The 19,142-nt window shown below is 53.0% G+C and carries 17 protein-coding genes and 2 tRNA genes; 10 read left to right on the top strand and 9 right to left on the bottom strand.

From position 1 onward, the window contains the following. Positions 1-147: 147 nt before the first annotated feature. From galE to gpmA, 8 genes are all read left to right on the top strand, one after another. The gene (galE, locus tag ACIPUG_RS17070; protein WP_039275569.1) at positions 148-1,167 is read left to right on the top strand and encodes a UDP-glucose 4-epimerase GalE; all 1,020 of its coding nucleotides are present in this window, start codon (positions 148-150) and stop codon (positions 1,165-1,167) included. A 123-nt stretch (positions 1,168-1,290) separates the two neighbouring features. Then, positions 1,291-2,337: a galactose-1-epimerase gene (gene galM / locus ACIPUG_RS17065; protein ID WP_400339382.1), complete on the top strand. Its 1,047-nt coding sequence runs from the start codon at positions 1,291-1,293 to the stop codon at positions 2,335-2,337. Between the two features lie 138 nt (positions 2,338-2,475). Continuing rightward, on the top strand, positions 2,476-2,928 hold the full coding sequence (locus tag ACIPUG_RS17060) for a hypothetical protein (protein ID WP_094370694.1): 453 nt from the start codon (positions 2,476-2,478) through the stop codon (positions 2,926-2,928). Positions 2,929-3,003: 75 nt separating this feature from the next. After that, positions 3,004-3,357, top strand: coding sequence for a copper-binding protein (locus ACIPUG_RS17055; RefSeq protein WP_400339379.1), 354 nt, complete (start codon positions 3,004-3,006; stop codon positions 3,355-3,357). 12 nt (positions 3,358-3,369) lie between these two features. Continuing rightward, positions 3,370-4,629 carry a TolC family protein gene (locus ACIPUG_RS17050; RefSeq protein ID WP_400339376.1) on the top strand — a complete coding sequence of 420 codons (1,260 nt, stop codon included), beginning with the start codon at positions 3,370-3,372 and terminating at the stop codon, positions 4,627-4,629. Further along, positions 4,626-6,128: an efflux RND transporter periplasmic adaptor subunit gene (locus tag ACIPUG_RS17045; RefSeq protein WP_039552897.1), complete on the top strand. Its 1,503-nt coding sequence runs from the start codon at positions 4,626-4,628 to the stop codon at positions 6,126-6,128. The genes ACIPUG_RS17050 and ACIPUG_RS17045 overlap by 4 nt, the downstream gene beginning before the upstream one ends. Next, on the top strand, positions 6,125-9,262 hold the full coding sequence (locus ACIPUG_RS17040) for an efflux RND transporter permease subunit (RefSeq protein ID WP_400339373.1): 3,138 nt from the start codon (positions 6,125-6,127) through the stop codon (positions 9,260-9,262). The genes ACIPUG_RS17045 and ACIPUG_RS17040 overlap by 4 nt, the downstream gene beginning before the upstream one ends. Positions 9,263-9,399: 137 nt before the next feature. After that, positions 9,400-10,152, top strand: a complete 753-nt coding sequence (gene gpmA / locus ACIPUG_RS17035; RefSeq protein WP_010285317.1) for a 2,3-diphosphoglycerate-dependent phosphoglycerate mutase — start codon at positions 9,400-9,402, stop codon at positions 10,150-10,152. 64 nt (positions 10,153-10,216) lie between these two features. Here gpmA and aroG read toward each other — a convergent pair whose 3' ends face one another. Then, on the bottom strand, positions 10,217-11,272 hold the full coding sequence (gene aroG / locus ACIPUG_RS17030; RefSeq protein ID WP_039275579.1) for a 3-deoxy-7-phosphoheptulonate synthase AroG: 1,056 nt from the start codon (positions 11,270-11,272) through the stop codon (positions 10,217-10,219). 296 nt (positions 11,273-11,568) lie between these two features. Between aroG and zitB the strand changes: the two genes are divergently transcribed. Then, positions 11,569-12,519, top strand: coding sequence for a CDF family zinc transporter ZitB (gene zitB / locus ACIPUG_RS17025; RefSeq protein ID WP_014914685.1), 951 nt, complete (start codon positions 11,569-11,571; stop codon positions 12,517-12,519). 7 nt (positions 12,520-12,526) lie between these two features. On the opposite strand, the gene pnuC is transcribed toward zitB, so the two are convergent. Together pnuC and nadA are read right to left on the bottom strand one after the other, a co-directional pair. Next, positions 12,527-13,252: a nicotinamide riboside transporter PnuC gene (gene pnuC / locus ACIPUG_RS17020; RefSeq protein ID WP_039498848.1), complete on the bottom strand. Its 726-nt coding sequence runs from the start codon at positions 13,250-13,252 to the stop codon at positions 12,527-12,529. Between the two features lie 58 nt (positions 13,253-13,310). Next, positions 13,311-14,372, bottom strand: a complete 1,062-nt coding sequence (gene nadA / locus ACIPUG_RS17015) for a quinolinate synthase NadA (protein WP_014914683.1) — start codon at positions 14,370-14,372, stop codon at positions 13,311-13,313. A gap of 222 nt (positions 14,373-14,594) precedes the next feature. On the opposite strand from nadA, the gene ACIPUG_RS17010 reads away from it, so the two are divergent. Further along, complete coding sequence (locus tag ACIPUG_RS17010) at positions 14,595-14,993, top strand: YjaA family stress response protein (protein ID WP_039552601.1); 399 nt, start codon at positions 14,595-14,597, stop codon at positions 14,991-14,993. Positions 14,994-15,007: 14 nt separating this feature from the next. On the opposite strand, the gene ACIPUG_RS17005 is transcribed toward ACIPUG_RS17010, so the two are convergent. The 6 genes from ACIPUG_RS17005 to tolB all read right to left on the bottom strand — a co-directional run bounded on the left by ACIPUG_RS17005 (position 15,008) and on the right by tolB (position 19,141). After that, on the bottom strand, positions 15,008-15,724 hold the full coding sequence (locus tag ACIPUG_RS17005; protein ID WP_039498846.1) for a DUF554 domain-containing protein: 717 nt from the start codon (positions 15,722-15,724) through the stop codon (positions 15,008-15,010). A 402-nt stretch (positions 15,725-16,126) separates the two neighbouring features. Next, positions 16,127-16,202, bottom strand: a tRNA-Lys gene (locus tag ACIPUG_RS17000). A 59-nt stretch (positions 16,203-16,261) separates the two neighbouring features. Beyond that, a tRNA-Lys gene (locus ACIPUG_RS16995) sits at positions 16,262-16,337 on the bottom strand. 175 nt (positions 16,338-16,512) lie between these two features. Then, a complete protein-coding gene (gene cpoB / locus ACIPUG_RS16990; protein WP_010285310.1) occupies positions 16,513-17,289 on the bottom strand; it encodes a cell division protein CpoB in 777 nt (258 codons plus the stop codon). A 9-nt stretch (positions 17,290-17,298) separates the two neighbouring features. Beyond that, positions 17,299-17,808: a peptidoglycan-associated lipoprotein Pal gene (pal, locus tag ACIPUG_RS16985; RefSeq protein ID WP_010299226.1), complete on the bottom strand. Its 510-nt coding sequence runs from the start codon at positions 17,806-17,808 to the stop codon at positions 17,299-17,301. A 40-nt stretch (positions 17,809-17,848) separates the two neighbouring features. Continuing rightward, positions 17,849-19,141, bottom strand: a complete 1,293-nt coding sequence (gene tolB / locus ACIPUG_RS16980) for a Tol-Pal system protein TolB (protein ID WP_400339370.1) — start codon at positions 19,139-19,141, stop codon at positions 17,849-17,851. Position 19,142: the final 1 nt, after the last annotated feature.

Below are 19,142 nucleotides of genomic sequence, written 5' to 3'. Positions count from 1 at the left end.
AAGCCTGGCTCATTTACACTGTAGATTATGCTTCACTCAGTTTATTCGTAAAGAAACCATCGATAACAGAGGCAGATTCTCGCTGTAGATCACCTTTTTCTGCCCCTAACCATGTTATTTTGCTGCATTGCGATAATAGAGGTCATTATGAACGTTCTTGTCACAGGTGGTAGCGGTTACATAGGAAGTCATACTTGCGTACAATTGCTGGCTGCCGGGCACACTCCCATCATTCTCGATAACTTGTGCAACAGCAAGGCTAGCGTCGTTAAAACCATTACACGCTTAACCGATAAGACACCCGTTTTTTATCAGGGCGATATCCGCGACAGCGCGCTGCTGGACGATATTTTCGCTAAGCATTCCATTGATTCTGTCATCCACTTTGCCGGCTTAAAAGCCGTGGGCGAATCGGTGCGTGAACCGTTGAGCTACTATGATAATAACGTCTACGGTACGCTCGTACTGGTTGAGGCGATGAAGAAAGCAGGCGTGAAAAACCTGATTTTTAGCTCCTCCGCCACCGTCTATGGCGATCAACCACGCACGCCCTATCAGGAAAGTTTCCCCACAGGGCACCCTGCCAGCCCTTATGGCCGTAGCAAGCTGATGGTCGAGCAAATCCTGCAAGACTTACAGCATGCAGAACCGGAATGGAGTATTACGCTGTTGCGATATTTCAACCCGGTTGGCGCACATCCATCGGGTGAGATGGGTGAAGACCCACAAGGTGTGCCCAATAACCTGATGCCTTACATCGCTCAGGTTGCTGTCGGGCGTCGCGACTCGCTGGCGATTTTCGGTAATGACTACCCTACCGCTGACGGCACTGGCGTGCGAGATTATATCCACGTCGTCGATCTGGCTGACGGTCATATCGCCGCCATGAACACCCTGCAAAATCGTGCTGGCGTGCATATTTATAATCTGGGCGCAGGCGTAGGCTACAGTGTATTGCAGGTCGTCGAAGCCTTCAGTCAGGCCTGTGGCAAGCCGCTGGCTTACCATTTTGCCCCACGTCGTCAGGGCGATCTGCCTGCTTATTGGGCAGATGCCGAGCGTGCAGCGAAAGACCTTAACTGGCGAGTCACACGCTCACTGCAAGAAATGGCGCAGGACACCTGGCGCTGGCAGTCCAACCACCCTAATGGGTACGACGAAGCGTAACGGCGTTTTTACGTCAGATGACAGATTAAGGGAAGCGCGGCAGAGTTGATTTCTGCAACCTTCCCCTATTTGCAACCATCGGCCAACCTTCTCTATCTTCTCAGGCCTCTACAGGAGCAAGTCATGTTGAATGAAAGTCTTAGCACGCTGGCACCCGATGGTCAGCCGTTTCAATTAACGACCTTGCAGAATCAGGCAGGCATGCGCGTGCGCCTGATGGACTGGGGTGCAACCTGGCTTTCCTGTGAGCTGCCGCTACCAGAGGGTGAGGTGCGAGAAGTCTTACTGGGCTGTGCATCGCCCGAGCAGTATCCGCGACAAAGCGCTTATCTCGGTGCATCGATTGGCCGCTATGCCAACCGCATAGCCAAAGCCACATTCAGTCGAGAAACCGAAACGTTCCATCTGATTCCAAACCAGAACGAGCACCAGTTGCACGGTGGCCCGGAAGGCTTTCACGCCCGCCGCTGGCGAATTGCCAGTCAGGATGCAACGCAGGTGACGTACCAGTTGCACTCACCGGATGGCGATCAAGGATATCCAGGGCATCTCAACGTACAGGTGACCTACGCGCTGACCGAACATAATTCGCTGGAAATCTCGTATCAGGCGACCGTAGAGAAAGCCTGCCCCGTTTGCCTGACCAACCACGCGTATTTCAACCTTGATGGCGATCTGACTGACGTCCGTAAGCACCAGCTGCAACTGTTTGCCGACTATTATTTACCGGTTAATAGTTCGGGCATTCCTAACGCCGATCTGACACCGGTAAACGCTACCGGAATGGATTTCCGCCAGCCAAAAACGCTGGAAGAAGATTTCCTGCGCGACAGCGATCAAATGGCCGTCGGCGGCTACGATCACGCTTATTTATTGCATCGTACCTGCGGTTCCAGCGAAAGTCCGGCTGCCAATTTATGGTCATCCGATAGCCGCGTGCTGATGAGCGTTTTCACCAGCGCTCCCGCCTTACAGCTCTACAGCGGCAACTTTCTGGCCGGAACGCCCTCGCGAGACGGCGGTCAATATGAAAACTATGCCGGTGTCGCACTGGAAAGCGAATTCCTGCCGGACAGCCCGAATCACCCCGATTGGCCGCAGCCCGATTGCTGGCTGAAACCGGGGAAAGTCTATCGCTCAGATACCACGTACCAGTTTCTCGTACAGTAACCGAACGGCAAAACATAATTAACCCATTGATAACATTGGCAGATAACTTTCTGCCAATTTACAAAACTATGCTATTCCCCGCTTGCCCCCTTCCCGCTCAGACGCATACACTGCCAAAACGTCCAAAAAGGAAACGCCATGTCCGCATCATCACGGTCTCCATTATTCATTCATCATCTGCGCCATAAAGGCAGGTGGGGATGGCTATTGGCGCTGTGCTGGTTTTTCCTGAATGCGCAACTGGCTATCGCAGGTCATCAATGCGATATGACGATCAGCCAGACATCCCCCGCACTCCAGCATCAGGCACATCTGCAACAGGCTGACGTTCAGCCGTTATCATCTCATGCTCAGCATACGGCTAAAGCGTCTTACGTTGCCGAGCAGCAAACACCGCTGTGCGAAAAACACTGCGTGCCGGATAGTGTGAAGCAGGATAATGGCTCGCTGGCATTATTAGCGCTGCCGGTCAGCGGTGAGCTAGTCTTAGCGGATAATCCTGTCACCCTTAGTCCGACATCTGATGTCTGGCTCTCGCCTCCTGCGGTCGGCCCTCCGGCTGAAATCCGCTTTTGCCGATTCAGAGAATAACCCAAGCGATTGATAACCCCTGCGCCAGCGAGCGCAACGTCTTGTTTATCAATTATTTTTATTGGGATTATTTTTATGCGTATCACTTATATGGCTTTGATCAGCAGCCTGATTTTTTCTGTTTCTTCCTTCGTCTTCCCCGTGTGGGCAAACGACCACCAGCATCACGCGATGATGCCGACCACGCCCCCTGCGGCCACAACAGCCGTTTATCAAACTACCGGGATTGTTAAGCAGTGGGATACCAACAGCGTCACGATCTCTCACGCGCCGATTGCCGAGCTCAAATGGCCAGCCATGACGATGGCCTTTGCGCTGCCATCCCGCGGCGGAATCACGCCGTTGCCTGTCAACACACCCGTTACGTTCAGCTTTATCCAGAACGATAGCGGCTACACACTGACCGCGATTACGCCACAGCAGCCTTAACCGGAGCACACCATGAACTTATCCAAACACGCTGCTGCGCGCGCGTGTCTGGCGATGTTGCTGTGGCTGCCTGCCATCGTCTTTGCGGCAGATCTGAGTCTTGAACAGGCTTTACAGGCGGCGGAGCGTTACTCCGCCGATCTGTCGGCCAATCAACACCAGATGAACGCGCTCCAGAACATGGCCGACTCTGCCACGCAACTTCCCGATCCAAAGTTGAAATTTGGCGTCGAAAATTTGCCATTGGGCGGCAACAACGGTAGTCGACTCACGCGTGAAGGGATGACGATGCAGCGTATCGGCGTCATGCAAACTTATGTCAGCAGCCGTAAGCGAGATAGCAAAGCGCAGGCTATTCGGGTCGAAGCCGAAGCACTGCAAAGTAATAGCGAAAGTATTCGTGCTCGCCTGCAACGGGAAACGGCACAGGCATGGCTGGATCTGGCGCTCTCCCAAAAGGCGTTGGCCGACGTCACCGCGTTGGTCAACGAAAGCCAGCGGCAGATAGCCTCACAAAAAGCGAGTGTGGCAGCAGGCAGTGAAGCCAGTAGTGTTCTGGATGCCCGCCTGACGCTGGTAGCCATGCAGGACAGACTGGCCGATGCCGAGCGTGATACCCACATCGCACACGCCCGACTGGTGCAGCTTACTGGCGTGACGGATATCAACGTGCACGGCGAACTGCCTCGCTTTGAACGGCTGCCCGCCTCACCGGAGGTGCTGGGCAACGCCATTCATCAGCATCCAGAAATGCAACAGGCGCAGCGTGAAGCCGAACTGGCTCAGGCTCGCTCCGCACAGTCGGCCGTTGCCGCCATCCCCAATGTCGATGTTGAAGTCTATTACGCGAAGCGCGGAGATGATTACGACGACATGGCGGGCATGATGGTGACGGTCGATCTGCCGCTGTTCACATCCAAGCGTCAGGATAAGGACTACGCCGCAGATGTATCACGCAGCATGGAAGCGCGCGACAGAGTCTTGCTCACTGAACGAGAGCATCAGGCACAGCTCGATACGCTGATTGCTCAATATCAAGCCGCACAGTCACGCTGGCAGCGGCAGAGCAATGACGTTCTCCCGCTACAACAGCAGCGCATCAAACTGATTCAGGCTCAGTACCAATCCGGCAGCAGTAACCTTTCTGCCGTACTGGATGCCCGCCGAGCGCTGCTCGAAAGCCGGATCGCCGTTCAGGATACCGCACGGGAGATGGCTCAATATTGGGCCGCTATCCGCTATCTGACGCCACAAGGAAGCCCTACGCGATGAGCAAAACAATCACGAACAAATCACTGAGGTTTAGCCTCATGACGCTGGCTATCCTCAGCGCGGGTGGCGTGGGCTATCTGGTGGGTAAACAGCCAACACCACAGTCTTCTTCAGCCGCAGCGTCAGCACGTACCGTCCTCTATTGGTACGATCCGATGGTGCCGGATAAACGCTTCGATAAACCGGGGAAATCCCCCTTTATGGATATGGAACTGGTGCCCCGCTACGCCGATGAAGCGCAGAGTGATGGCGGTATTACGGTCAGCGCCCGCCAGCAGCAAAATCTTGGGGTTCGCACGGCGCGCGCGGAAATGCGTGAACTTTCCAGTAGTAGCACAGGTTACGGCACCGTCACACTCAACGAACGCGGATTACACACGCTGGTGGCACCCAGCGGCGGCATTGTCGAGAAACTCACGGTCAGTGCGCTACAACAGCAGGTGAAGAAAGGCGAAACGCTGGCTACCTTGTGGAACCCGACCTGGGCAGCGGCGCAGCGCGAATATCTGGCGGTACGGCAGTTGGGCGACGACATGCTGACTCAATCGGCTCGCCAGCGGCTGGCACTGATCTTCATGCCAGAAGCAATTATTCGGCAGGTCGAGCGTAGCGGTAAGCCGCAGGACAGGATCGCGATTACCGCGCCGGAAGACGGCTACGTGAATAAGCTAGAGGTGCGGCAAGGCATGCAGTTAAGCCCAGCTCAGCCTCTCTTTGAGCTTGCCAGCCTGAATCCGGTGTGGGTGGATGTCGATTACCCCGAGTCGCAAGCCGCGCAGCTCACTCTCGGCAGCGACATCAGCGCGACCAGCAGCGCCTGGCAGGGTAAAACGTTCCATGGCAAGATCAGCGAACTGCTGCCCGTATTAGATAGCACCACACGCACGCTAAAAGCGCGCGTGGTACTGGATAACCCGCAACAGCAGCTTAAACCCGGTATGTACCTGACCGTGCAGCTCTCTCAGCCGCAGGCACAGCCGCGTCTGGCGATCCCGCAGGAAGCGCTATTGGTCAGCGGTAGCCAAAACCGGGTCTTACTGAGTGATGGCACTGGTCATTTTACCCCACGTAACGTCACGGTGGGTGCGTCGCTGGGCGACTGGGTCGAAATCCTCAATGGACTGAAGGCAGGTGACAATGTGGTCACCTCCGGTCAGTTCCTGATTGATTCCGAAGCCAGCCTGCGCAACGCCCTACCGCAGTTTGATGCGGAAAAGTCGGCAGCCCCAGAAACGTCGGCTACACCCGTTGGCTATCACACTCAGGGAGTCATCAGAGCGATAAACGGCAATCAGGCCACCATAGAACACGAAGCGGTTCCGGCACTCAACTGGTCACCGATGACGATGGATTTCACGCTGCCACCATCAGGGCTACCTGAGGGAATGGGAATCGGCAGTACCGTGCGTTTCCAGTTCAACATGGACGACAGCGGGATTCACGTCCTGAATTTTTCTACCATTGACGATCCGCATGCCAGCCATGGAGGCCATCCATGATTGCCTACATCATTCGCTGGTCGCTCAAAAACCGTCTTCTGGTTTTACTGGCAGCGCTGTTCATGGCCGCGTGGGGCCTGCTATCGCTACAAAAAACGCCGCTGGATGCTCTGCCCGATTTATCGGACGTACAGGTCATCATTCGCGTCAGCTATCCAGGAAAAGCACCACAGGTGGTGGAAAATCAGGTGACCTACCCGCTGACCACAACCATGCTTTCCGTTCCGGGGGCCAAGACGGTACGGGGCTTCTCCATGTTCGGCGATGCCTACGTTTATGTACTGTTTGAAGATGGCACCGACCCTTACTGGGCGCGTTCTCGCGTGCTGGAATATCTCAGCCAGGTGCAATCCAGCCTGCCAGCCGACGCCAAGACGTCACTCGGCCCGGATGCCACTGGTGTCGGCTGGATTTACGAATACGCGCTGGTGGATCGCAGCGGCAAATACAGTCTGGCCGACCTGCGCGGTTTTCAGGACTGGCTGCTGAAATATGAGTTGAAAACGGTGCCTGATGTGGCGGAAGTCGCCAGCGTGGGCGGCATGGTCAAACAGTATCAGATCGTCGTCGACCCGGAGCGCATGCGGACACAGGGCATCACCCACCAGCAGATCGTCAGTGCCGTACAGGCCGCCAATCAGGAAAACGGCGGTTCCGTGCTGGAGTTGGGCGAAGCAGAGTACATGGTACGCACCACGGGTTACCTGAAAAGTATGCAGGATTTTAACCACGTGGTGATTACCACCCGCAACGGTATTCCCGTGCTGTTGCAGGATGTGGCTACGCTCAGAGAAGGGCCGGAGATGCGGCGCGGCATCGCCGAACTGAATGGCGAAGGTGAAGTGGCCGGCGGCATCATCGTCCTGCGCTATGGCAAGAATGCGCTGAATACGCTGCATGCCGTCAAAGCGCGGTTACAGGAAATACAGAAAAGCCTGCCCGCGGGTGTAGACATCGTCCCAACCTATGATCGTTCGCAGTTGATTGAACACGCTATCGATACGCTCAGCTTCAAGCTGCTGGAAGAGTTTATCGTCGTGGCGATTATCTGCGCCCTGTTTCTGTTTCACTTCCGCTCGGCGCTGGTGGCGATCATCAGCCTGCCGCTGGGGATTCTGGGGGCGTTTATCATCATGCGCTATCAGGGTGTGAACGCCAACATCATGTCGCTGGGCGGTATTGCGATTGCCATCGGCGCGATGGTGGATGCCGCGATTGTGATGATAGAAAACATGCATAAAGTCATTGAGCAGTGGCGACATGAGAATCCAGGGAAACAACCGCAGAATAACGAGTGGTGGCAGTTAGCGGAACGGGCCGCGGTGGAGGTCGGGCCCGCGCTATTTTGCAGCCTGCTGATCATTACGCTGTCGTTTGTCCCCGTGTTCTCACTGGAGGCGCAGGAAGGCCGCATGTTTTCACCGCTGGCCTTTACCAAAACCTATGCCATGGCCGTCGCCGCCGGATTAGGGATTACGCTGGTGCCGGTATTAATGGGATATTTCGTTCGCGGCAAGATACCGGACGAGCAGTCGAACCCGATTAACCGCTGGCTGATTGCCGCCTATCACCCGGTGCTGCAAAAGGTGCTGAGCTATCCGAAGACCACGTTGCTGCTCTCCGGCCTGCTGTTGCTGTTGACACTCTTTCCACTCAGCCGTCTGGGAAGTGAATTCATGCCGCCGCTGGATGAAGGCGATCTGCTGTATATGCCTTCCACCCTGCCCGGTATCTCCGCGCGTGAGGCGGGTCGTCTACTGCAACAAACGGACAGGCTGATTAAAACCGTGCCCGAAGTCGAATCGGTCTTTGGTAAAGCAGGCCGTGCCGAAACAGCAACTGACCCGGCACCGCTCACCATGCTGGAAAGTACTATTCGGCTGAAACCGCGCAACCAGTGGCGCGAAGGCATGACCATGGACAAGTTGGTGGCCGAGTTGGATCGCACCGTCAGCCTGCCGGGTATTGCCAACGTGTGGGTGCCACCGATTCGCAACCGGCTGGACATGCTGGCCACCGGCATCAAAAGCCCGGTGGGCATCAAGGTTAACGGCAACAATCTGGCCGATATCGAACGTACCGCCGCACAAATCGAGCAGGTGGTGAAGCAGGTTCCGGGCGTGACCTCTGCGCTGGCGGAACGGTTAGCGGGCGGGCGCTATATCGATATTGATATCGACCGGCAACGCGCCGCACGCTACGGCGTATCCGTCGAAGAGCTTCAGTCGGTGGTCGCTACGCTCATCGGTGGGCAAAATATTGGCGAAACGATTGAAGGTCGCCAGCGTTATCCCATTAATATCCGCTATCCACGTGAATTACGCGATTCACTACAAAAATTGCGTGACCTGCCCATTGTGACGGCCAATGGCAGAAGAGTGACGCTGGCAGAACTGGCTGATATTCGCGTCAGCGAAGGGCCACCAATGCTGAAAAGTGAAAACAGCCGCCTGTCGGACTGGATTTATGTCGATCTACGCGGTCGCGATCTGAAATCCGCCGTTGAAGACATGCAGCAAGCCGTTACCCAGCAGGTTACGCTGCCGGAAGGCGTTTCACTGAGCTGGTCCGGTCAGTTTGAATATCTGGAACGCGCTACGGAGAAAATGAAAGTCGTCGTACCCTTTACGCTGCTGATCATTTTTGTGCTGCTGTATGTCACCTTCAACCGCATCAAAGATGCATTGCTGATCATGGCAACCTTACCTTTCGCGCTGATTGGCGGCGTCTGGCTGCTCTATATCCTTGGCTATAATCTTTCTGTAGCCGGTGCCGTAGGCTTTATTGCTTTGGCGGGCGTGTCGGCGGAATTCGGCGTCATCATGCTGCTCTACCTCAATCATGCGGTAGAGAAGCACCGTGTGGCAGGTCAGGTGCTGTCACGCCAGCAGTTGATGGATGCCATCCACGAAGGGGCGGTTCTGCGCGTACGGCCAAAAATGATGACCGTCGCAACGATTATGGCAGGGCTGCTTCCCATCATGTGGGGCGGCGGTAGCGGATCCGAAATCATGCAGCGGATTGCCGCGCCGATGATCGGCGGGATGGTGAGCGCTCCTCTGCTGTCGATGCTGGTGATCCCTGCGGTCTATCTGTTATTGCACAAGGGGGATTCCGGTTTGCTGAAACGGTAAAGCCAGAGCGTGATTTTACGCAAATAACCTGCGGATAAATCACGCTTGCCATCGACTATCGATTGCCGATAACCGTTCTCCACCCCTATAATGAAATCAGTTATCACAGAAATCTTAGGATAGGAAGGAGTTTAGCTATGGCTGTAACTAAGCTGGTACTGGTAAGACACGGTGAGAGCCAGTGGAACAACGAAAACCGCTTCACAGGCTGGTACGATGTCGATCTATCCGACAAAGGCCGTTCAGAAGCCAAAGCCGCAGGTCAGCTGCTGAAAGACGAAGGTTTTGCCTTTGATTTCGCTTATACCTCCGTGCTGAAACGTGCCATTCACACACTGTGGAATATACTGGACGAGCTGGATCAAGCCTGGTTGCCAGTTGAGAAATGCTGGAAACTGAATGAGCGTCACTACGGTGCGTTGCAGGGCCTGAACAAAGCCGAAACCGCTGAGAAATACGGTGACGAGCAGGTTAAACAATGGCGTCGTGGTTTTGCAATTACGCCTCCAGAGTTAACGCGTGATGACGAACGTTTCCCGGGCCACGATCCGCGTTACGCTTCTCTGAGCGACAAAGAGTTGCCACTGACTGAAAGCCTGGCGCTGACCATCGACCGTGTTGTGCCTTACTGGAACGAGACTATCCTGCCACGCGTCAAAAGCGGTGAGCGTGTGATCGTTGCGGCTCACGGTAACTCACTGCGTGCACTGGTGAAATATCTGGACAACCTGGGCGAAGACGAAATTCTGGAACTGAATATCCCAACTGGCGTGCCATTGGTTTATGAGTTCGACGAGAACTTCAAGCCGATCAAACGTTACTACCTGGGCAACGCAGATGAAATCGCTGCAAAAGCTGCCGCAGTAGCGAATCAGGGTAAAGCGAAGTAATTTACCCCTGAATGAGAAAAACCCGGCCTGTGCCGGGTTTTTTTATATAGCACACTATTCGATATTACTTGTTACGGCGTTCGCGTACAGCAGACGCTAACTGGCGCAGCAGGGATTCAGTGTCTTCCCAGCCAATGCAGGCATCGGTCACACTACGGCCATAAACCAACGGCTCACCGCTTTCCAGATTCTGATTGCCTTCGACCAGATGGCTTTCCACCATCACGCCCATAATCGCTTTCTCGCCCTGCGCGATCTGCCCACAGACGTCAGTACAGACATCCATCTGCTTTTTGAATTGCTTGCTGCTGTTCGCATGGCTGAAATCGATCATGACCTGCGGTGTCAGGCCCGCTTTTTCCAGACCGATCTTCACGTCTTTCACATGCTCAGCGCTGTAGTTCGGCGTTTTACCGCCACGCAGAATGATGTGGCAATCGTTGTTACCGCTGGTGTTCACGATAGCCGAGTGGCCCCATTTGGTCACAGACAGGAAACAGTGTGGTGCACTGGCAGCGTTGATCGCATCAATCGCGACTTTGATCGTACCGTCGGTGCCGTTTTTAAAGCCGACAGGGCATGACAGGCCGGATGCCAGTTCACGGTGTACCTGAGATTCCGTCGTACGTGCGCCGATAGCGCCCCAGCTCATCAAATCCGCCATGTATTGCGGGGTGATCATATCCAGAAACTCACCCGCAGCCGGTAAACCGATGTCGTTAATCTCCAGCAGCAGCTGGCGTGCAATGCGCAAGCCGTCATTGATCTGGAAGCTGTTATCCATGTGCGGATCGTTGATCAGCCCTTTCCAGCCAATCGTAGTACGAGGTTTTTCAAAATAAACCCGCATCACTACTTCCAGATCGTCGCTCAGCTCGTTACGCAGCGTCAGCAAACGCGCGGCATACTCTTTTGCTGCTTTCGTATCGTGGATCGAGCAAGGACCAATGACCACCAGCAGGCGGTCGTCATTGCCGTTAAGAATTTTATGGATGGCAGTACGCGCGAACGATACCGTTTCCGCTGCCTTCTCCGTGGCTGGAAACTTTTCTAGCAAAGCAACCGGCGGCAAAAGTTCATTAATCTCTTTAATTCTTAAATCATCATTTTGGTAATTCATAAATAAATCCATCGGTTCCGAAACGGTATGTTAGCCCCATCCAATACGCGCCATCCCGCCTATACGGGTCGTCTGAGAAACGGGATGTTTCATATTGAAGATTGATTATTATATGTCAAGCTGGTGTTGTCAGGGCGCTGAAATCAGCGGGATTTACGCGATCAAATGCTCTCAGATGCCGCATCCGTCCTATTTTCATCAGAAAATAGCTCAACTGACAGATCGGGTGAATGACAGAATAGGTTTTCTCTGTGGGTTTCAGTAAAGTGGGATAAAACCGCAACTCAGGGTGATCTATGGCACATAATCACAGCCACACGGAATCCGGCAACAGTAAACGTCTGCTGGCCGCGTTTATCATTACCGCCACGTTTATGGTGGCAGAAGTCATTGGTGGTCTGCTGTCCGGCTCCCTCGCGCTGCTGGCAGATGCAGGCCATATGTTGACGGACGCCGCCGCGCTGTTCGTCGCGCTTGTCGCCGTACGTTTCGCACAGCGTAAGCCCAATGCGCGCCATACCTTTGGCTATTTGCGACTCACGACCCTCGCCGCCTTTGTGAACGCGCTGACGCTGATACTGATTACTGCCTTCATCTTCTGGGAAGCCATTCAGCGCTTCTATGATCCCCAGCCCGTTGCCGGTGTGCCTATGCTGCTTGTCGCCGTTGCTGGTTTGGTGGCAAATATCGTGGCATTTTGGCTGCTACATCACGGCAGTGAAGAGAAAAATATTAACGTCCGCGCAGCAGCCCTGCATGTGCTGGGCGATCTACTTGGATCCGTTGGTGCGATTGCCGCAGCCATTATCATTCTTTATACCAACTGGACACCTATCGACCCGATTCTCTCTATTTTGGTCTCGTGTCTGGTGCTGCGTAGTGCGTGGGCGTTATTGAAAGAGAGTATTCATGAGTTGCTGGAAGGTACGCCTGGACAACTTAGCGTTGAGGTTCTACAGAAAGATCTGACGCTGAATATTCCCGAAGTCAGAAACATTCATCATGTCCATTTATGGCAGGTTGGCGAAAAACCGATGATGACGCTGCATGCACAAGTGGTTCCCCCTCACGATCACGATGCGCTGTTAAGACGAATTCAGGAATATTTACTGAAGCATTACCAGATTGAACACGCGACGGTTCAGATGGAATATCAACGCTGTGATGATGACCACTGCGCTTTCCACTATCAGGAAAGTCATTATCATGAAAGTCATGATGCAGAAGGTCACCACCACAAGCATTAAGTTTGGACTACACGCCGTGTGAAACCGCGCTGACGCGGTTCTCCTGTGCGCTCTTAATCCACAGCCAAGAGCCGTTCAGGGCAATCAGCGTCAGGATGGCGTACTCTACCGCCATTGCATACACGCCCTGATAAGCAAAAATCACCACGCTTATCACATCAATCACCACCCACAGCAACCAGTTCTCGACGTATTTACGCGTCATCAGAATCATCGCCACGATCGACAGCACCATCATGGTGGAATCCCAGAATGGGAACGCATCTGGCTGGAGAGTCGGCATCTGCACAGACAGCCCCAGCCCCTGCATGCCGGAAACAGCAATACGCGTCAGCACAGCAAACACCGCGTCAATGTAGAACGTCATCAAACCAATCGCGACAATACACGCCACCGACCAGCCAATCAGTTTCTGTACTGGCAGCCAGCGGATACGTAACTCCACTTCCTGCGAATCCGTCTTACGCGTCCAGGCATACCAGCCGTAAATATTGGCGGCAAAGAAGAAGATTTGCAGCAACAGACTGGCGTAAAGCTGAATCTGGAAAAAGATCACGGCAAACAACGTGACGTTAATCAATCCAAACAGATAGTTGATAGTTTTTTCCTGACTCGCGAACCAGATACACAGCAGGCCAAACAGCGTGCCAATCGCCTCAATCCAGGAAAGATCGTATCCCCCTTCCCCCAAAGGGATATGAATTAAAATATTGCTGGTACTAAAAAAATCCATCTCATCACCCTGTCTCAATTATTGTAAAAAAACGCTATCAAGATGCCCAAGATCTCCGTCAGGCATTCCCTTTAACACGCAATTTTAGCGAAGCCGCAAAATCCAGCATGCGATTCAGCGGGATTAACGCGCCTTCTCGCAGGGCTGCATCAACATGAATCTCATGAGCGTCACCGCCTTGCTCCAGACCGTTAGCAATTGCCTCCAGCCCATTCATCGCCATCCACGGACAGTGGGCGCAGCTGCGGCAGGTGGCCCCTTCTCCCGCTGTCGGCGCTTCCAACAACGTTTTCTCCGGGCAGGCCTGCTGCATCTTGTAGAAAATGCCGCGATCGGTCGCTACAATCAGTTCGCGCTGTGGCAGCGTTTTCGCCGCCTGAATCAGCTGGCTGGTTGACCCAACGGCGTCAGCCATCTCTACCACGCTCTGTGGCGATTCCGGATGGACTAGAATTGCCGCGTCGGGGTACAGGATCTTCATGCGCTGCAGCGCCTGCGTTTTAAATTCGTCATGCACAATGCACGCGCCTTGCCAGCACAGTACATCCGCTCCTGTCTGCTTTTGTACATAGCTTCCCAGATGGCGGTCCGGAGCCCAGATAATCTTTTCTCCCAGGCTATCCAGATGCTCGATCAATTCCACCGCGATGCTGGATGTCACCACCCAATCAGCACGTGCTTTCACTGCCGCGGAGGTATTGGCATACACCACCACCGTTCGGTCTGGGTGCGCATCGCAAAAACGGCTGAACTCATCGACGGGACAACCGAGATCGAGCGAGCATTCTGCTTCCAGCGTAGGCATCAGAATCGTCTTTTCCGGGTTGAGTATTTTGGCGGTCTCTCCCATAAAGCGGACACCTGCCACCAGCAGCGTTGATGCAGAGTGGGTGCTGCCGAAGCGTGCCATCTCCAGCGAGTCCGCTACACAGCCGCCCGTTTCTTCCGCCAGCGCCTGAATTTCAGGATCGGTATAATAGTGCGCGACCATGACAGCATTTCTTTCCCGCAGCAGCGTTTTTATCCTGCTACGATAGTGCTGTTTTGCATCAGCCGATAAAGGCCTGGGTTTTGGCGGAAAGGGATAAATGGTCTCATTGCTATCAAAAAGGATACTCATTATAAATTTCCACGATGACAACTCGGGTTGTAACACCAGATACTCATTAATCATCAGCACTGACGTTTTTTATCCTAAACAAAATACCGAAAACCCTCCCTAAAGTCGCGGTGTTTTTTCCATAAAACCCGCAATTTTGTTTACTATGCTTAAAATCGTGAGATGGAATGCGTAAGTGGCATGACTTGTAGAAAGTAGAAAAGAGACAAGGAGAGAAATGGCATGGCCAGCCTCTATATCAGAATCTATCGCAATACCCTGACCGTCAGAAACGTGGACACAAAACAAGAGGTAACAGAGCAATCAGAAACGCCTTTTACCACCACCCGCTTACTACTCGGACAGATGATTCCGGCGATGAAGCTATTGGCTCGACTCACGCGTAAAGTGGCGTCCAAACGATTAATCGATCTGTTCGCCTCGCACAAGGTCATCATCCATGCCATGGAGATGAATGAAGGCGGGCACAGCCAGGTCGAGTTTGCCAGCTACATCGAGCTAGCCAAGAGCATCAGCCCGCAAGGAAAGCATATTTATGTCTGTAGCAAAAGCGTGCCGCTTACCGATCAGGAAGTAACACAAATCTTTAGCGGCGACATGCCTTCGATCGTCAGCCGCTAATCAGATGCTGCGCTTTAGGCGAAGAAGCGATGCCAGTATAGAGAGATAGGAATAACCAGAACCAGTGCAGGCAGGAAGTTAACCACCGCAAATGATTTGATCTGCGCGATCCTCAGCCCTACTGCAATCATGATAATGCCGCCACAGGCAGAAAAATCACCCATCGTGATGTCTGTCATAAAAGGCATAATCAATTTCGCGGAGAAGAACAACAGCGTCTGGACAATAATCTGTGGTATCGCAATCGACATCACGGCAAGGCCAAGCGTAATGGAGAAAATCAGCGCGGTGAAAATATCCAAAGCAGATTTGATGATCAGCAGTTGATAATCGCCAGTTAGCCCTTCCGTCAACGCCCCCACCACACCGGTCCCACTGGCACAAAACAGAACGATTAACGCGGTAAAGTTCTGAGTGTAGACATCCTGCGGCAAACGGTGCTCCTGTGCAGGCAGTACGCGGTTTAATGCCTTCTGAATCATCGTGCCAGCCCACTGCACACCAGACTCCATGCGGAGCAGCTCGCCTAACGCCACACCAATCACGATAGCCAACGCCACCGCAGGCAACTGCTGGACTTTAACAACCAGCGTGATCCCCATTGCAATCGACACCATCGCAAACGCTGGCGGCAGGCCATCTTGCAAACGCTGAGGGATAAAACGACGTAAAGCAATGCCCAGCCCGCTACCAATCAAGATAGCGGCACCATTAATCAACGGACCAATCATATATCTTCCTAAACAGGGCTACACGCGCTTCCCTGTGGCAATGACTCCATCCCTGCTCGATAGGATTAAAAAACAGTTCCTGACGGGTTATATAGTCCATAGAGAGGGGTAAAAATCTAATATACCGCAAAGCCTTACCGAGTAGGAATGATGATGGGTTTTATCTCATCGATACGGTGTACACGATCGTTGTCTCAACGTGGGTTTCTGCGAGGAAGGAATGCTACAGCTATAAATGGCGAGCCGTGCAGGATAGCTCGGCCTTCATGGTCAACGTTAACGCGTGCTGTCTCGCTTCGCTCGGCTAGAACGTGCGACCAATTAATTGAAAGTCACTGTGTTTATTATGCAGGTAATTAGAAAAGCGAAGGTTGTTTAGTTTGGAATTGTATTGCTAGAAGATGGTGGGTCGTGCAGGATTCGAACCTGCGACCAATTGATTAAAAGTCAACTGCTCTACCGACTGAGCTAACGACCCGCAATGCGGAACTACTTGATACTTACTGGTGCTACGCTTACTGATAATGCTTTTGAAATTGGTGGGTCGTGCAGGATTCGAACCTGCGACCAATTGATTAAAAGTCAACTGCTCTACCGACTGAGCTAACGACCCAATTTCATGCTGCTTTAGCGTTTTGCTATTTGCCTTGGCAACGGCGGCACATATTACTGATTTAAATTTTCAGCGCAACCTATTTTCTTAAAAAACTGTTTGATTGCTTACTCTTAAGACGTTTAGGCACAAAAACCGCTCATGATGCGCAATTTTTGTGCCAATTAATACGGTATTACGATCCGGCTAAACGCTTTTGCGCCTGCTTTGCACTTTCCGTATTGGGGTACATTTTTACAACCTGCTGGTAAACGGCCTTAGCTTTATCAGCCTGACCCTTTTCCTGCATGATCACCCCAACCTTCAGCAAGGCTTCAGAACTTTTTGGTGACTTGGGATAATTTTTAACAACGTTGGCGAAATAGTACGCCGCATCGTCCTTTTTCCCCTTGTTGTAATTCAACTGACCAAGCCAATAGTTAGCATTAGGTTGATACGTTGAATCGGGGTACTTCTTGACGAATGCCTGAAATGCGCTGATAGCCTGATCGTACTGTTTTTTCTCCAGTACGAGCGCGACTGCAGCATTGTAATCAGTATTTGCATCACCCGTACTGGCCGGTGCCGCCGTATTGGCTGCACCGGTATCAGTCCCCGCCGCAGCGGCAGGCGTGCCATCTGTCGTCGGTGTAGAAGGTGATTGCGAACTTAATCCATCAATCTGCTGATAGATCTGTTTCTGCCGTTCAACAACCTGATTCAACTGATACTGACTTTCCTGAATCTGCCCACGGAGGCTGTCAATGTCACGCTGATTATCAGAGAGCTGCTGTTGAAGTTGGGTTAAAAGCTGACTGTGAGCGTTAGAAATACGCTCCAATTGAGTGACGCGGTCTTCGACCGAGCCTGAGCCGACATTACTGATTGGCGCTTGGGCAGTAGCGGCCCAAGGGACCGCTACGCCAACCAGTAACGACAGACCCAACAGGTGACGTCTGAAGTTACTGCTCATGCGATTCTCTTAATATACCAGAACGGCACGACGGTTTTTGGCATAAGCCGCTTCGTCATGGCCGAGAACAGCTGGTTTCTCTTTACCGTAAGAAACGATAGAGATCTGATCGGAAGAAACGCCTTTACCTTGCAGGTACATTTGTACCGCGTTGGCACGACGCTCACCCAGAGCGATGTTGTATTCTGGCGTACCGCGTTCGTCCGCGTGACCTTCGATAGTCACTTTGTAAGACGGGTTGCTACGCAGGAATGCAGCGTGTGCGTCCAGCATCTGAGCGAATTCAGAGCTCACATCGTACTTGTCCAGACCGAAGTAAACGATGTTGTTGCGCTGTAATTCTTGCATCTGCAAACGAGCTTGCTCAGAAGAAGACATGTTACCGCCGTCCATCATGCCGTTGTTACCAGCACCCATGGAAGATTGGTCATTGTCCGCGTTCTTGTTGGAGCTACAAGCGGCCACTGCCAGTACCGGCAGAGCCAACATCAGGCCTTTCAGCACTTTATTGAATTGCATTTCTTATGTCCTTTGACGAGTTTATTGTACATATCTGTACTTATAGATACGGCGACCAGGCAGGGAATTTAACCTGTCCATCAGTAGCCGGAAGACGCGCTTTGAAACGCCCATCTGTCGAAACCAACTGTAGCACTGAACCCAGCCCTTGTTTGGAACTGTAGATCACCATCGTGCCATTCGGTGCGATACTTGGCGTTTCGTCCAGGAACGTGTCCGTCAATACTTGTACGGCACCCGTTACCAGATCCAGTTTGGAAATATGCTGAGCCCCACCATTCGAGCTCACCGTTACCAAAAATTTCCCGTCGGCGCTCACATCGGCGTCCTGATTCTGAGAACCTTCCCAGGTCAGACGCTGTGGCGCACCGCCGTTAGCATTCACTTTATAAACCTGCGGACGACCAGCCTGGTCTGAAGTATAGGCCAAGGTCTGGCTGTCTGGGAACCAGGTTGGTTCCGTGTTATTGCTGCGACCATCGGTCACCTGGCTGATTTGCCCCGATCCCAGATTCATCACATACAGATTCAGGCTACCGCTCTTAGACAGTGCGAAGGCCAACTTGCTGCCATCAGGAGAGAAAGAAGGCGCACCGTTGTGACGCGGGAAGGAAGCAACCTGACGGATTGCACCATTTGCCAGCGTCTGAATAACCAACGCAGAACGACCACTTTCAAACGTTACATAGGCAAGTTTGCTGCCATCTGCGGACCAGGCCGGGGACATCAGCGGCTGTGGTGAGCGGTGAACCACAAACTGGTTGTAGCCATCGTAGTCTGCAACGCGCAGTTCATAAGGGAACTGACCACCGTTGGTCTGAACAACGTAAGCGATACGGGTACGGAACGCACCTTTGATACCACTCAGTTTTTCAAACACTTCATCACTGGCCGTGTGCGCAGCATAACGCAACCACTGTTTGGTCACTTTGAACTGGTTCTGCGCCAATACGTTACCAGGGTTACCGGAGGTATCAACGAGTTGGTAAGAAACCAGGTAGCTGCCATCAGCACTCGGCTGAACCTGACCAACAACAACCGCATCGATGCCCAACGCCGTCCATGCAGCAGGCGTCACTTCGGATGCTGTTGCAGGTTGCTGAGGCATACGGTTTGCGTCGATCGGGTTGAATTTGCCACTGTTACGTAAGTCAGCACCGACGATGCCGCCGACGTCTTCAGGCGCAGCGCCCGGGCCCACCCATTTGAACGGAACCACACCGATAGGACGCGCAGAGTCTACCCCTTGGGTAATCTCTATACGTACTTCCGCGTGAACAACCGCAGTCCACAGCATTAAAAAGCTTAATGCAACTTTCAGTACTTGCTTCATC

It is taken from the genome of Pectobacterium sp. CHL-2024, from assembly GCF_044751765.1.
GTDB lineage: Bacteria > Pseudomonadota > Gammaproteobacteria > Enterobacterales > Enterobacteriaceae > Pectobacterium > Pectobacterium brasiliense.
The sequence above is the reverse complement of the archived record's forward strand: the minus strand, read 5'-3'. Positions and strand labels throughout refer to the sequence as shown.

Excerpts from the sequence above, each read along its gene's own strand:
- ACIPUG_RS17045 (WP_039552897.1), top strand. The coding sequence starts at position 4,626 with ATGAGCAAAACAATCACGAACAAATCACTGAGGTTTAGCCTCATGACG.
- cpoB (WP_010285310.1), bottom strand. The coding sequence starts at position 17,289 with ATGAGCAGTAACTTCAGACGTCACCTGTTGGGTCTGTCGTTACTGGTT.
- tolB (WP_400339370.1), bottom strand. The coding sequence starts at position 19,141 with ATGAAGCAAGTACTGAAAGTTGCATTAAGCTTTTTAATGCTGTGGACT.
- galE (WP_039275569.1), top strand. The coding sequence starts at position 148 with ATGAACGTTCTTGTCACAGGTGGTAGCGGTTACATAGGAAGTCATACT.
- ACIPUG_RS17040 (WP_400339373.1), top strand. The coding sequence starts at position 6,125 with ATGATTGCCTACATCATTCGCTGGTCGCTCAAAAACCGTCTTCTGGTT.
- pal (WP_010299226.1), bottom strand. The coding sequence starts at position 17,808 with ATGCAATTCAATAAAGTGCTGAAAGGCCTGATGTTGGCTCTGCCGGTA.
- galM (WP_400339382.1), top strand. The coding sequence starts at position 1,291 with ATGTTGAATGAAAGTCTTAGCACGCTGGCACCCGATGGTCAGCCGTTT.
- aroG (WP_039275579.1), bottom strand. The coding sequence starts at position 11,272 with ATGAATTACCAAAATGATGATTTAAGAATTAAAGAGATTAATGAACTT.
- pnuC (WP_039498848.1), bottom strand. The coding sequence starts at position 13,252 with ATGGATTTTTTTAGTACCAGCAATATTTTAATTCATATCCCTTTGGGG.
- zitB (WP_014914685.1), top strand. The coding sequence starts at position 11,569 with ATGGCACATAATCACAGCCACACGGAATCCGGCAACAGTAAACGTCTG.
- ACIPUG_RS17010 (WP_039552601.1), top strand. The coding sequence starts at position 14,595 with ATGGCCAGCCTCTATATCAGAATCTATCGCAATACCCTGACCGTCAGA.
- gpmA (WP_010285317.1), top strand. The coding sequence starts at position 9,400 with ATGGCTGTAACTAAGCTGGTACTGGTAAGACACGGTGAGAGCCAGTGG.
- ACIPUG_RS17050 (WP_400339376.1), top strand. The coding sequence starts at position 3,370 with ATGAACTTATCCAAACACGCTGCTGCGCGCGCGTGTCTGGCGATGTTG.
- ACIPUG_RS17055 (WP_400339379.1), top strand. The coding sequence starts at position 3,004 with ATGCGTATCACTTATATGGCTTTGATCAGCAGCCTGATTTTTTCTGTT.
- ACIPUG_RS17060 (WP_094370694.1), top strand. The coding sequence starts at position 2,476 with ATGTCCGCATCATCACGGTCTCCATTATTCATTCATCATCTGCGCCAT.
- nadA (WP_014914683.1), bottom strand. The coding sequence starts at position 14,372 with ATGAGTATCCTTTTTGATAGCAATGAGACCATTTATCCCTTTCCGCCA.
- ACIPUG_RS17005 (WP_039498846.1), bottom strand. The coding sequence starts at position 15,724 with ATGATTGGTCCGTTGATTAATGGTGCCGCTATCTTGATTGGTAGCGGG.